Consider the following 14,064-nt stretch of genomic DNA (forward strand, 5'->3'; position numbering starts at 1 on the left):
TAAAATTTTTACTATAATAACCAGTTTTAAAAATGCGGATTTGCCTCAATTTGCTGTTCTGATTTGATTCAAAGAGAAGATTTCAACGGAACTGAAACGGATGGAAGGGATGATATGTCGAAGATTACGCCTAAGGATGTGATACCGATTTTATCGAGGCACATGTTGATCGATGGGTTTGAGATCATTGTGGATTTAAAAAACAGCTCTGGAAGCTATTTGGTCGATGAACGAGATGGAAAGAAGTATCTCGATTTTTTCACGTTTTTTGCAACTTTACCAGTTGGAATCAATCATCCGAAACTGCTGACTCCAGAATTTAAAGAAAAGTTGCTTACGGCGGCCATCAATAAGCCGTCGAATTCGGATTTTTATACGGTGGCGATGGCGGAATTTGTGGATACTTTTGTGCGGGTTGCCATGCCGGAATCGCTGCCTCATCTGTTTTTCATTGATGGGGGAGCCTTGGCTGTTGAAAACGCATTAAAAACCGCATTCGATTGGAAAATTCGGATGAATTTTCAAAAAGGGTATACCCGGGAAGTTGGGACACAAGTGATCCATTTTCAACAAGCCTTCCATGGTCGAAGTGGATATACATTATCGTTGACCAATACCGCTGATCCACGAAAAACCATGTATTTTCCGAAATTCAATTGGCCGCGAGTGTTGAATCCAAAGATCACTTTTCCGCTGAACGAGGAAAATCTGCGCCGCGTGGAAAAGGCTGAACAAATGAGCTTGCAGCAAATCAAGCGCGCCATTTTAGATAATCCTGATGATATTGCTGCGATCATTATCGAACCGATCCAAGGAGAGGGCGGTGATAATCATTTTCGAGCCGAATTTTTCAAGGAACTAAGGATGATTGCGGACGAAAACGATCTCTTATTGATCTTCGATGAAGTGCAATGCGGCATGGGAATTAGCGGCAAAATGTGGGCATATCAGCACTTTGGCGTAACACCTGACATTGTCGCGTTCGGCAAGAAGTCGCAGGTTTGCGGTATCATGGCGAGCAGAAAAATTGACCTGGTGGAAAACAATGTGTTCGTCGAATCAAGCCGCATTAACTCGACCTGGGGCGGCAATCTCGTCGATATGGTTCGCTGCCAACGGTATCTCGAGATCATGGTTGAGGAAAATCTGTTAGAAAATGCCACCAAAGTCGGCGCCTATTTCTTGGAAAAACTGTTGGAATTACAAAATAAATTTCCTCAGTTGCTTTCCAATATTCGAGGTCGTGGCTTGTTTATCGCGTTCGATCTCCCAGCAGATTTTATCCGGGATCAATTCATTCGGGAAGCCAGAAAAAGGGGGATGTTGGTGTTGAAATGTGGCGAACGATCGGTGCGATTTCGGCCCGCATTGAACATCACCCCACAGATCGTGGATGAAGCGATAGGCATCATCGATGCCACCTTGTTATTCATCACAAAAAAAGTAAATGCCATCGGCATTCAAGGAAAAGGAGAGTTATAATTGCATTGACGCTGGTTTCTTCAGGAAAATTGTATTTGGTCAGTACGCCCATTGGAAACTTAGAGGATATCACGCTTCGGGCGATCCAGGTCCTGAAGCAAGTAGATCTAATTGCAGCCGAGGACACTCGGCATTCATCGGTTCTTTTAAACCATTACGGTATTACAACGCCAACCACCAGCTTCCATGCGTTCAATATCGCGAAAAAGACACCGGCACTGATCCAAAAATTACTCCAGGGACGATCTATCGCCCTGATCTCCGATGCTGGGACGCCAGGCATTTCTGATCCAGCTTATCATCTGGTTCGCGAAGCAATTGCGAATAATATTGCGATCGAGGCCATTCCTGGCGCCACGGCGCTCATCCCAGCGCTAGTGATTTCTGGTTTGCCAGCTAACCGATTTGTATTTGAGGGATTTCTGCCGACCAAAAAAGGTCGACAAAAGCGGTTGCAAGAATTAGCTGACGAACAGCGAACAATGATCATCTATGAAGCTCCTCATCGGTTGCTCAAAACGCTGAACCAGTTGCTCGCTGTTTTCGGAAATCGTCGCGTGGCAATTATCCGAGAATTGACAAAGAAATTCGAGCAAGTTTACCGAGGGACATTGGCGGATATTACGCTGAACCCAGATCAATTGGTCCTCAAAGGGGAGTTCGTGGTGGTCATTGAAGGAAAGGGTAGAGAAAACGATCAGGAAACGGCGGCCAGTAAACAGTGATTAGTTAGTCAGAGAGAAATGAAGGGGAATTTTAGGGAATCATTATGATATGCGAGGGAAGAACCAAAATCCTTGCATCGGGTAAAAATCATCGCAAAGTGTACGCTTGATCATTTTGAATAATATTGTGGTTTGAGCATAAATTCGCTTTCAAGAGCATGTTTCGTTCGGAAGCATTATCATCTAATTTAATTCTGCTAAAAATCACTTGGTAAATTGTGACCATCAAGACGGGTGAAAATTGAAAATAAGAATTGTGTTTTTGCCAGATTGGCTTAAGAATCTCTATCTTCGGCTGATAACGCCAGTGATCGATTTTTTTATCAAGCGAAGGCTAAATCCGAACCATTTTACCACGCTTGGTTTTCTACTCAGCGTCCTGACCGCCTATCTGTTCGGTTCTGGATTTCTGAGGACTGCGGGGATCATCATGCTGATTTCTGGCACCTTCGACATTATCGATGGCAAAGTTGCCCGAGCCACCAATCGAGTGACGAAATTCGGTGCGTTGTACGATTCGACACTGGACCGATATTCTGAGGTGTTTATTTTTTTCGGCCTCGCCTATTACTTCGTAAATGACAAATGGGCAACAGCCCCGATGCCGCTATCTTTATGGAACTTAACTTTCGAGAGCTTCAATCTTTCCCTGGTTAGCATCATCGCTGTTTGTATGGCGCTCGGGGGCTCGGTGATGACCAGTTACGTTCGCGCGCGTGCCGAGGGATTGGGTCTGGAATGCAAGGTCGGCTGGATGCAACGGCCAGAGCGAGTGGTTTTCATCGCATTCGGTGCGATCTTTCATAAGCTTTTGCTGATCGCTGCCTTAATTTTGGTGGCAATTTTTGCCAATCTCACCGCCGTGCAGCGGCTCTACCACATCTGGGTCACGGACAAAGAAGCCCGCAAAAAATTGATCTCTGAATAGTTTCCGCTCTGATCAATTCATATTAGAGCTTTTGCGGGCATAATCATTTTGCCTTTTCAATAGAACTGATACCGAAGAGGCTGATTTGCAGGGCAAATTGATTGATTCAACTTTTGCTATCGCTGGATCATCAGCCAAGGGGATGACGGCTAAATTTTCCCGATCGATTCTTTAGTGCGAATTGTTACCTAAAAAATAACCAATCAACTGCTGTCAATATGACATTGCTTTTTGAATGAAATGAGAATATCAATTGATTTGATATCGTTTCATAAAGTTTTTTCGCTGGATGCTCGGATCAAAATCAAGGAATCAGAGAAAATCTGCGTTATCAATAAAGAGCATCTTAGTTCCATCAAGCTTGATCAAATTGAATTTGCTTTTTAGAATGCTATGTTGAAATCTTCATGTTGTTAAGCATGATGAAGATTTGGAGTGAACATTTCATTCGAAAATGATTATCCCATGCTTTAAGTTTAGGAGGGGGGCGCTATATGTTGATCAACATGTGCAAATCAAAAATCCATCGGGCGACCGTAACCGATGCCAATTTGAATTATGAGGGCAGCCTGACCATCGATTCGAAATTAATGGAGGCTGCCGACATTTTGCCATTTGAAAAGGTCCAGGTGTTGAACATCAATACTGGAGAGCGGGCTGAGACCTATGTGATTGAGGGAGAACCCGGCTCGGGCACGATTTGTTGCAACGGCGCGCTGGCCAGAATGGTGCAGATCGGTGATCTGGTCATTATCGTTGCTTATGCATTGATGTCCCCAGAGGAGGCAAAACAGTACGTCCCGAAAATTGTCCATGTAAATCAATCTAATCAGATCTTAGATTGAACCAGAAAATACAGGCGATTGATGGCTTCAACAATATCAACTCACTTTGAGAGGCAGTATGCTAATCGAGAGGCGTACATTTTTGATCATAAAAATGCGATGATTTTAAATTCATACAGGCGATTTTGACCTGACCGCACTTCAGCTCCATGAATTAAACCATGGTAATTTAGCTTGAAAGAGAACAGATCCGGGCAGATCAAAATTGTCAGCTAATTAATAACAGGTGAACCAGGAGGGAATAAGTGAAGAACATGGTAAATATTGAACAGCCGAAAGGCAAGCTTGGCATTCTTACGCCAGGGATGGGTGCTGTGGCGACGACGTTCATCGCTGGCGTGATGGCGGTGAGACGAGGGATTGCAAAACCAATTGGATCTTTGACTCAGATGGGGACGATTCGACTGGGGAAGCGGACTGAAAAGAGGGTGCCAAAAATAAAGGATTTTGTGCCATTAGCGGATTTGAACGATTTAGTCTTTGGTGGCTGGGATATTTTTGAGGACAATGTTTATGAGGCCGCCCTCAAGGCTGGCGTGCTGCAGACTGATTTACTGAACCAAGTGAAAGATGATATTGAAAAGATCGGACCCATGCCAGCGGTGTTCGATCAAAATTACGTCAGAAAGCTGCATGGCACTTATGTGAAAAAGGCCAAAACCAAGTACGATTACGCCCAACTGCTTATTGAAGACATACAAAATTTCAAGAAATCGAATCAGCTTGATCGAATGGTGATGATTTGGTGCGCCAGTACTGAAATTTATTTGAAGCCGCAACCGATTCATGAGACGCTGAGCGCTTTCGAGCAGGCGATGAAGGACAATCATCCTGGAATCGCTCCGAGCATGATTTATGCTTATGCAGCGATCGCAGCTGGGGTGCCATTTGCGAATGGGGCGCCAAATCTAACCGTGGATATCCCCGCTCTGATTGAATTTGCCCGGGAACGACAAGTTCCGATCGCTGGGAAGGACTTTAAAACTGGGCAAACGCTGATGAAGACCATCATCGCTCCTGGGCTCAAAGCGCGATTGCTGGGTTTGCAAGGCTGGTTTTCTACCAATATCCTGGGCAATCGCGATGGCGAGGTGCTCGATGACCCTGAGTCCTTCAAAACCAAGGAGGAAAGTAAACTTTCGGTTTTAGAATACATATTGCAACCTGAAGTTTACCCCGATCTATATAAAAAATTCTATCACAAGGTCCGCATCAATTATTATCCGCCGCGAGGCGATAATAAAGAGGGCTGGGATAATATCGACATTTTTGGGTGGTTGGGCTATCCGATGCAGATCAAGGTCGATTTTCTGTGTCGGGATAGCATCTTGGCAGCGCCTATCGTTTTAGATTTAGCTTTATTCATGGATTTGGCCCAGCGCTGCAAGATGAAAGGGATTCAAGAATGGCTGTCTTTTTATTTTAAAAGCCCGATGGTTGCCCCAGGCCTTTATCCCGAACATGATTTGTTCATCCAATTGATGAAGCTCAAAAACACGCTGCGCTATTTGAAAGGCGAGGAGCTAATTACTCACCTGGGATTGGAATATTACGATTAAGCGAGGATCTCAGTGGGTCATGGGTCGCCATTAAAAAATATTCTCAAAACCTCTCTGCCAGCGGTGATTGACCTATCATCACAAACGATCATGTTCACGATCGAGGCGATTTTGATTGGCCGGATCAGTACCGCTGCCTTTGCTGGTCAGGGACTGGCGATCCAGGTGATCATTTCGTTTTTGACCATATTGATTACCTTTATCGTTGGAAGCTCTTTGATCGTCGCCCGTCACCTCGGGGCTGAGGAACGCCGGGAGGCGAATCACGTGTTTGGTCAGGCGTTGATGATCAGCATTATCATTTCGTTCCTATTTGCCCTGATCTGGTTCTTCGGCGGGGTGCATCTTTTCAAATTGATCGAAGAGAGTGGTTCCATCGAAGCTCAGCGTGCCGGGGTTAGCTATTTGAGGATTGTGGCGTTGTTCGCCCCAATCATCATCACGAATTTCACGGCGGTCGGCGTGATTCGCGGGGCAGGGGATACCCATCTATCGATGTTGGTGAATGTCTGCATCAATGGGCTGAACCTGATTCTTGCCCCGCTATTTATCTTCGGCTGGTTCATGTTCCCCAGATGGGAAGTGGAAGGGGCTGCTATCGCGTTGGGCATCTCCCATTCGGTCGGATTTTTGATCACTCTCTATATTTTGCGAACCAGAAAAGGTTCACTGTTTTTATCGTTTCGCGAATTAACGAGGCCCAATTTTCAGACGTTTAAACGGCTGCTCAACGCCGGGGTGCCCACGACGGTCGAACAATTGGTCTGGGCGATCGGGATGTTGATCGTATCAATTTATGCCGCCAGATTGGGAGAAAAATACCTGGCGGCTCATATCGTTTTGATCCGCATCCAAAACATCCTTTCGATGGCTTACCTGGGCTTTAGTCTGGCAGCCATGACGCTGATGGGCAAAAACCTCGGAGCCGAGAAACGAAAATTGGCGGAACGAACCGCTAAAACCGCTGGCTGGGTTGGATTTGTGTTTTCGCTATTCGTTGCCATTGTCTTGGCGCTATTTTCGCGATCCGTTCTGTATTTCTTCACTCCAGAACCAGCAGTTTTGGCCATTGGCGTTAATGCGATGATCGTGTTCGCGATCGTTCAAGTCCCCAAAGCTGTTGATAGCGTCGTGATCGGAAATCTTCGAGGAGCTGGGGACTTGAAATGGCTTATGTATATGACCATGATTGGAGTTTTTATCTTTGAGATTTGTTTAAATTGGATTGTTGCCTTTCACACCAGCCTGGCGCTGACTGGATTATGGCTTACTCACTTATTGGATGAGTCTTTGAGGTTACTTGCCAATTATTGGAGATTCAAAGGCGGTCGCTGGAAATTCCTGAAAGTTTAGCCTCATATTTCTCATCTTCCGGCTCTATCACAAGCTGATTTTGGCGCATCAGGTCTTAAAACAGAGAAATGGAGTTTGATTCAGCCCAATGCTATGGCCCGAAATTTCTCTCCAAGATTGAACGATCAGATTAAATGAAATTGAAATTTGTTCATCGAGCCATTATTGGGCTATGAAAGAGAAGATCTTGAGTCATTCGCAAAAATCCGGCTCCCAATCAACGGAGGAGATAGAAATAATTCATGGTTTCGTGAAGAGATGAGATGGCACTGACCATAGGGGATTTTAATGGGCCCTTGGCGCATATGCCAATTGGTTTAAGGACATCGGTAACTCATGATTTAAGCGTTCTGCATGGGAAAAATCGGAGTGAAATAAAAGATCGAATATGTTGTAAGCGTTGGGTGCATTTTTTAACCCCAGCTCGAAACAACGGCAATTGCAGAATTGGATTCAAACTCTCAAAGGAGGTTGGTATCTGGGGCTCAATTCGATTATCGTCATTGGTCTCATGGATGCAGCGCTGCCAACTTGGGTCTTTGAAAACTGGAATTGAACAAAATGATGACTGGCAAATTGATCACTTTTGAGGGGATTGACCTCTGCGGCAAATCGGTTCAGATCGAGCAATTGGTCGCAAAGCTTCATGACAGAAATTATCCATTTTTATTATTACGCGAACCGGGTGGAACACTCATTGCAGAAAAGATCCGGGATACGCTGTTGAGTAAGGTCCCAGAGCCCATGAATCCGATTACCGAATATCTGCTCTATTCTGCAGCGCGGGCACAATTGGTGCAGGAGAAGATCATTCCAGCGCTGCAGCAAGGGCGTCTCGTGATTTGCGATCGATTTTTTGACTCATCTACGGCTTATCAGGGCTATGGTCGGGGAATTGACCTCGATTTTGTGGAGCGGACCAACCGATTTGTCACCCAGGGGATAGTGCCAAATTTGACTTTTTTGATCGATATTGACATTGATGAAATGGAGCAGCGCAAGAAAAGGATGAATAAGCAATTGGATCGTATGGAAGATCAGGATCGTACTTTTTTTGAACGAGTGAGAAACGGATATTTTGAGATCGCGGCGAAACAGTCGGAACGATTTCGCATCATTGATGGTAAAAGCACTATTCAAATAATTGCCGATGAAATTTGGGCGCAAGTAAAACGGATCGTAGCGCTCAACGAGTAATTGGCCTATTGGCAGCAACGCCAGGGATTCGAATCATGATACTATTCAGAGGAGGTTACGATGAATAGTTATAAACATTATCTGTCGTTGGCCATTGTTGTGGCATTGATTGGCGTAGTGATCCTATTCGGTGGCTGGGTCTCTCGCGGGGCCAACGTATCCAAGCCAGATTTTTACTTTGAGATCGATAAAAACCTCAAGTTGTTCGGTAAAGTCTATGAAGAGATCGCTACTCGATATGTGGAAGAGATAGATCCTGAGAAATTCATGAAGTCTGGCATTAATGGGATGCTGGACAATTTGGATCCCTATACAGTTTTCGTGGAGCAGGAGGGGAACAATGAGCTTCAGATTATGACCAAGGGGAAATACGGGGGCGTCGGGATGCGCATCGCCAAGCGAGAGGGATGGCCGACTGTAGTGGAGCCACCGTTCGAGGGCACACCGGCGGCAAAAGCTGGGATCCGCGAGGGAGATCAAATCATCGAGGTCGATGGCGTCGCTACTAACAATCTCTCCATTTCTGAAACAGCGCAACGGCTGCGCGGTGAAATTGGTACTGCTGTGAATATCAAGATTCGACGCGTGGGTGAAGAAAAGGTATTGGAATTCCGACTTATTCGCGCTGAAATTAAGATCAGCGATGTGAGTTATGCTGGCTTTGTGAAAGACAAAATTGGTTATGTGCGATTGGGTCAATTCTCTCGCTTTGCGGGAAAGCAGGTTCGAGATTCCATCGCCGTGCTGAAAAGCAAGGGCATGGAGGCCCTAATTCTCGATCTGCGGGGCAACCCAGGTGGCCTGCTGGAGTCCGCAGTCCAAGTGGCCGAAAATTTCGTTAAGCAGGGAGACTTGATCGTTTATACCCGAGGGCGAGCCACAGGCACCAATGTCGAATATCGCTCCAAAGAGACTCCGATTTGGGGGGATAAGCCGTTAGTTGTTTTAGTGGACGAATACAGTGCCTCCGCATCTGAAATCGTTGCCGGCGCGATTCAGGATTTGGATAGAGGATTGATCATCGGTTCGCCCACGTTTGGCAAAGGCTTGGTCCAAACTGTCGTTCCTTTGGATCGGGAAGGCACCTCATTAAAGATCACTACGGCTAAATATTATATCCCCAGCGGCCGTCTGATCCAGAAACCAGATTTTATCCGATCAAAAGAGATTTTGTATGGCTATGATAGCAAGAAGGATTCATTGAGCAACGTTGAGCCCGACCAATTCTACACAGTTGGAAAACGTCGGGTGCATGGCAAGGGTGGCATTGTCCCCGATATCAAGATCGCTTCAGAAGAGATCTCTCCATTGGTGGCGAATCTGACCATGAAATCGATGTTCTTCAATTTTGCGCTCGAATATGCCTCGAGCCACAAGTCGCTGAATACCGATTTCGTTATTGATGATAGCATTGTTGCTGATTTCAAAAAATTTCTGAAGGCCAAGGATTTCAGCTATAAAACTCGGAGCGAGATGAAACTTGAGGAATTGATCAAGGTTCTTAAAGAAGAAAAATATTCGAGTGCAATGGAGTCATCATTAGAACAATTGAAAAAAACGCTTCAAGAGGCAAAAGATCAGGACTTTCAGCGGGATCTCGAGACCATCAAATGGAATTTAAAAGCCGAGATCGCGGCGAAGCTTTGGGGAACACCTGGAAAGTATCAAGTGGAATTTCAATGGCACCCAGAGATCAAAAAGGCGGTTGAAATTCTATCGAATGATCGAGAATATTTTTCATTATTAAGCAGCAACGTAGATATTAAATAAGCCAATGATCATTCTCAATATTTAATTGGTGAACATCAAAATTGAAGCCCAAACTGCCGCACTTATGAAAAAGCTCAATAGCGATTTCCATCTTGTTTTGGGGCCTAATCATGATTCAAGCTTGTTCAAGGCAGCTATGTTTGAATTGCAAATAAAAAAGGCAATGCAAGTATTTTGTCAATAATGTATCACGTTTCATCTATAAAAGTCAAATAGCGAATTTGGTAAAAAATGTTAGGGAGAACGGTTAATGGGTAAAAAGTATGTCTATTTTTTTGGAGAAGGAAAAGCTGATGGTAATGCTAACATGAAAGAATTGTTGGGTGGCAAAGGTGCTAATCTGGCTGAGATGTGCAATTTAGGCATTCCAGTCCCACCCGGCTTCACGATTACCACTGAGATGTGCACTTATTATTATCAGAACAACAAGCAAGTTCCAAAAGAATTAGAAAAAGAAGTTGATGATGCAATTGCCCGAGTCGAGAAAATCATGGGCGCAAAATTTGGAGATCCAGAAAATCCATTGCTATTTTCGGTTCGATCCGGTGCCCGCAGTTCGATGCCAGGAATGATGGAGACGGTTCTCAACATCGGTTTGACCACCAAAACCATTCCAGGGATGATCAAGCAGACCAAAAATGAGCGTTTTGTGTACGATGCGTACCGTCGCTTGATTGCCATGTACTCGGATGTGGTGATGGAGAAAGCTGAAGGGATTGAACCAGCGGACGGCCATGGGATTCGGGAGCAATTGGAACATGAGCTGGATCGCATGAAGCAGGCTCGGGGATACAAATATGATACAGATTTGACAGCTCAAGATCTAAAAGAGCTGGTTGAAATTTACAAGGCGAAAGTGAAAGAAGTATTAGGCAAGCCGTTCCCAGATGATCCTCGGGAGCAACTATGGGGCGGTATCAAAGCGGTATTTCAATCATGGATGGGCAAGCGGGCTATCTCTTACCGTCGTATTGAAGGGATTCCCGACGATTGGGGGACTGCCGTGAACGTTCAGGCCATGGTATTCGGCAATATGGGCGATGACAGTGCTACGGGCGTGGCGTTCACCCGAAACCCGGCGACGGGTGAAAATGTGTTCTACGGTGAGTGGTTGCCCAATGCCCAGGGTGAAGATGTCGTTGCTGGGATACGGACGCCCAATCCGATCAACCGGGCTGGCAAAACGGAAGACACTCAGCACCTTCCGAGCCTGGAAGAGGTCATGCCGGAGCTGTACAAGCAGCTCGATAGCATTCAGAAGAAATTAGAGCGGCATTATAAAGATATGCAGGACATCGAGTTCACCATCCAAAAAGGCCGTTTATGGATGTTGCAGACCCGAGTTGGAAAGCGGAACGGTCCAGCAGCGGTCCGAATGGCGGTGGAGATGTGCCAGGAAGGCTTAATCGACAAGAAGACGGCATTGATGCGCGTGAAACCATCGCAATTGGACGAACTGTTGCATCCGATGCTAGATCCTGAGGCTGAGAAAAAGGCCAAGGAGTTGGCGAAAGGTTTGCCAGCAGGGCCCGGCGGCGCCAATGGCATGATCGTTTTTACAGCCGATGATGCAGAAGCTTGGGCCAAGCAGGGCAAAAAGGTGATCTTGGTGCGCAACGAGACCTCTCCAGAAGATGTCCATGGTATGCACGCTGCGGCTGCCATTTTAACGGCGAAGGGTGGTATGACCAGCCATGCGGCATTGGTTGCGCGCGGCTGGGGTAAGTGCTGCATCGTTGGATGTAGTGCGCTGCAAATCGATTTGGCCAATAAACAGTTGAGCGTCAACGGGAAACTGTTGAAAGAGGGCGATTGGATCTCGTTGAACGGGACGCGCGGCCGCGTTTATGAAGGGAAACTGCCCTTGGTCGAACCCGACCTGGAGCATAACCAGCTCTATCAGCAACTGATGAAGTGGGCTGATGAAGTCCGCGAACTGGGGATTCGCACCAATGCGGATCGACCTCAGGATGCGGCACAGGCGCGTGCTTTTGGTGCTGAGGGAATTGGATTGTGTCGGACCGAACACATGTTCTTCGACCCGGAACGGATTATGGCCATGCGCGAGATGATCGTCGCTGAGAACGAAACCGACCGCCGAAAGGCAGTGATGAAATTGTTGCCGTATCAGCGTAATGACTTTTACGGGATCCTCAAAGCTATGCATGATCTTCCTGTGACCATCCGGTTGCTCGACCCGCCGCTCCATGAGTTCGTCAACCTCGATGAGAGACAAATCAAAGAGTTGAGCAAACAATTGGGGATCACCGAGCAGAAGCTGAAAGCCCGCATTGAAGCCCTTCATGAGTTGAATCCAATGCTGGGCCATCGTGGCTGTCGCTTGGGCATTGCCTATCCAGAGATCACAGAAATGCAGGCTCGGGCGATTTTTGAAGCGGCCGCCGATCTCACCAAAGAGGGCGTAAAAGTCTACCCCGAGGTGATGGTGCCTTTAACTGGGATTTACACAGAGTTTGATCATCAGAAAGCCATTATTGACCGCGTCGCCAAGGAGGTCATGGAAGAAAAACAGGTCAAATTTAGCTACATGGTGGGTACGATGATCGAAATCCCGCGGGCTTGCGTCACTGCTAACGAGATCGCTCGAACGGCCGAGTTCTTCTCATTTGGTACCAACGACCTCACGCAGACCACCTTTGGATTTTCCCGAGATGATATCGGTAGCTTCTTACCTTATTATCTGGACCATAAGATTCTGCCCAATGATCCTTTCCAGACCCTGGATCAGAACGGCGTGGGACAGCTCATCGATATGGGGGTCAAGCGGGGACGTTCAGTACGGCCAGATCTCAAGATCGGCATTTGCGGTGAGCACGGTGGCGATCCAGATTCTATCGATTTCTGCCATCGTGTTGGCATGAACTACGTCTCTTGCTCGCCATTCCGTGTACCGATCGCGCGACTGGCAGCGGCTCATGCCGCCATCAAAAATGGGCCTCAGAAAAAGTAATTGGTGATCGATGTTTGGATTTGCAGCGGTGGTTAGTTTCGAATTCGAAAGCTACCACCGCTTTTTTTGTTCTGAGCCAGAATCAATCACGAGGATCTTATTCTACACAGGGACCAAATTGTGGACTTGTGTTTATCAATTCTGCAAGCACAGCAACCCCATTCTGCGCATTATAAGATGCCTGCATTCGCAGGCATGACAGCTTCTTATGCTCTAGTTTGCAGATGTCCATTTTTGTATTAAGCTGGATTCGAACAATATGCGGCAATGCATGCCCGCTCAGTTAAAAACGCTATGACCTAAAATAGGCGACACGAGATAGAGGTGGGGCCATTTCGCGGGGAGGAATTGTTGAAAGGTAGTCTTATAAATTTACTGTGAGGTCTTATTGTATGGACTTATCGAAAATCGCGCATATCGGTGAAGATTTTCAAGAATACACCAAATATCAGTATTTCTTCAGCCCGAGCGATATGAGTCGAGGGATCCCGGTCCCTCAAGCCGAAAAACCGATCCCGCCAGATGTCCCTCAAGTCGCTCTTCCAAAAACCGAACCATTGCTCTCCAAATTTGGAAAAGAAATTTTCTTTATAATCAAACAGCGGCGATCGAGGCGGGATTATTTGGAAAAACCACTCAGCCTGGAGCAACTATCGCTATTGCTGTGGGCCACTCAGGGGCTACAGCAGGCTGGTTATGGTTATACCTTGCGAACTGTTCCATCGGCCGGGGCGCGACATCCCTTGGAAACCTATTTGCTGATAAATCATCTTGAACAATTGCAGTCTGGCCTGTATCGTTATTCTCCCTCGCGACATGCAGTGATCCAGTTGAGGAATGATCCTGCGATTGTAGATCATTTAACAGAAGCTTGCCTTGGGCAGGAGATGTTCAGGACGTGCAGTGTAGCTTTTATTTGGACTGCCGTGATCCAGCGCAGTCGTTGGAAATATCAGCAGCGCGCCTATCGTTATATTTATCTGGATGCAGGTCACGTTTGCCAAAATCTCTATCTTGCTTGTGAAGCATTGAAATTGGGCTGTTGCGCCGTGGCGGCATTTGATGACGATGCTGTGAATCGCTTGCTGGAAGTCGATGGCAAAGAGGAATTTGCCATTTATTTGGCGACTGTGGGAGCTGTGTAGCGATATTAAAGAATCGAGCGTTTCGGCATAGGGCGAGAGACTTTGTGCGCTTATCGTCCCTCGCCACATGCCTTATTTCCATATGCGTT

General features: G+C 46.4%; 10 protein-coding genes. All 10 read left to right on the forward strand.

Going from position 1 to position 14,064, the window contains the following annotated elements:
• Window positions 1-114: 114 nt before the first annotated feature.
• Complete coding sequence (gene lat, locus ONB37_11575) at window positions 115-1,482, forward strand: L-lysine 6-transaminase (GenBank protein ID MDZ7400796.1); 1,368 nt, start codon at window positions 115-117, stop codon at window positions 1,480-1,482.
• A 5-nt stretch (window positions 1,483-1,487) separates the two neighbouring features.
• Window positions 1,488-2,207, forward strand: a complete 720-nt coding sequence (gene rsmI / locus ONB37_11580) for a 16S rRNA (cytidine(1402)-2'-O)-methyltransferase (GenBank protein MDZ7400797.1) — start codon at window positions 1,488-1,490, stop codon at window positions 2,205-2,207.
• Between the two features lie 256 nt (window positions 2,208-2,463).
• On the forward strand, window positions 2,464-3,135 hold the full coding sequence (locus ONB37_11585; protein MDZ7400798.1) for a CDP-alcohol phosphatidyltransferase family protein: 672 nt from the start codon (window positions 2,464-2,466) through the stop codon (window positions 3,133-3,135).
• Between the two features lie 494 nt (window positions 3,136-3,629).
• Window positions 3,630-3,980: an aspartate 1-decarboxylase gene (locus ONB37_11590; protein ID MDZ7400799.1), complete on the forward strand. Its 351-nt coding sequence runs from the start codon at window positions 3,630-3,632 to the stop codon at window positions 3,978-3,980.
• Window positions 3,981-4,234: 254 nt separating this feature from the next.
• Entirely contained in the window at window positions 4,235-5,539 is a 1,305-nt protein-coding gene (locus ONB37_11595) for an inositol-3-phosphate synthase (protein MDZ7400800.1), read from the forward strand.
• 12 nt (window positions 5,540-5,551) lie between these two features.
• Entirely contained in the window at window positions 5,552-6,892 is a 1,341-nt protein-coding gene (locus ONB37_11600; protein MDZ7400801.1) for an MATE family efflux transporter, read from the forward strand.
• Window positions 6,893-7,453: 561 nt separating this feature from the next.
• Entirely contained in the window at window positions 7,454-8,089 is a 636-nt protein-coding gene (gene tmk, locus ONB37_11605) for a dTMP kinase (GenBank protein MDZ7400802.1), read from the forward strand.
• A 60-nt stretch (window positions 8,090-8,149) separates the two neighbouring features.
• Entirely contained in the window at window positions 8,150-9,859 is a 1,710-nt protein-coding gene (locus ONB37_11610; GenBank protein MDZ7400803.1) for a S41 family peptidase, read from the forward strand.
• Between the two features lie 250 nt (window positions 9,860-10,109).
• Window positions 10,110-12,830, forward strand: a complete 2,721-nt coding sequence (gene ppdK, locus ONB37_11615) for a pyruvate, phosphate dikinase (GenBank protein ID MDZ7400804.1) — start codon at window positions 10,110-10,112, stop codon at window positions 12,828-12,830.
• Between the two features lie 392 nt (window positions 12,831-13,222).
• Window positions 13,223-13,975 carry a SagB/ThcOx family dehydrogenase gene (locus ONB37_11620; protein ID MDZ7400805.1) on the forward strand — a complete coding sequence of 251 codons (753 nt, stop codon included), beginning with the start codon at window positions 13,223-13,225 and terminating at the stop codon, window positions 13,973-13,975.
• Window positions 13,976-14,064: the final 89 nt, after the last annotated feature.

This window comes from candidate division KSB1 bacterium (genome assembly GCA_034506395.1).
Classification (GTDB): domain Bacteria; phylum Zhuqueibacterota; class Zhuqueibacteria; order Thermofontimicrobiales; family Thermofontimicrobiaceae; genus Thermofontimicrobium.

Bases quoted from the DNA above. Each gene is read 5' to 3' on its own strand.
- lat (MDZ7400796.1), top strand. From the start codon at position 115: ATGTCGAAGATTACGCCTAAGGATGTGATACCGATTTTATCGAGGCAC.
- ONB37_11590 (MDZ7400799.1), top strand. From the start codon at position 3,630: ATGTTGATCAACATGTGCAAATCAAAAATCCATCGGGCGACCGTAACC.
- ONB37_11595 (MDZ7400800.1), top strand. From the start codon at position 4,235: ATGGTAAATATTGAACAGCCGAAAGGCAAGCTTGGCATTCTTACGCCA.
- tmk (MDZ7400802.1), top strand. From the start codon at position 7,454: ATGATGACTGGCAAATTGATCACTTTTGAGGGGATTGACCTCTGCGGC.
- ONB37_11610 (MDZ7400803.1), top strand. From the start codon at position 8,150: ATGAATAGTTATAAACATTATCTGTCGTTGGCCATTGTTGTGGCATTG.
- ppdK (MDZ7400804.1), top strand. From the start codon at position 10,110: ATGGGTAAAAAGTATGTCTATTTTTTTGGAGAAGGAAAAGCTGATGGT.
- ONB37_11620 (MDZ7400805.1), top strand. From the start codon at position 13,223: ATGGACTTATCGAAAATCGCGCATATCGGTGAAGATTTTCAAGAATAC.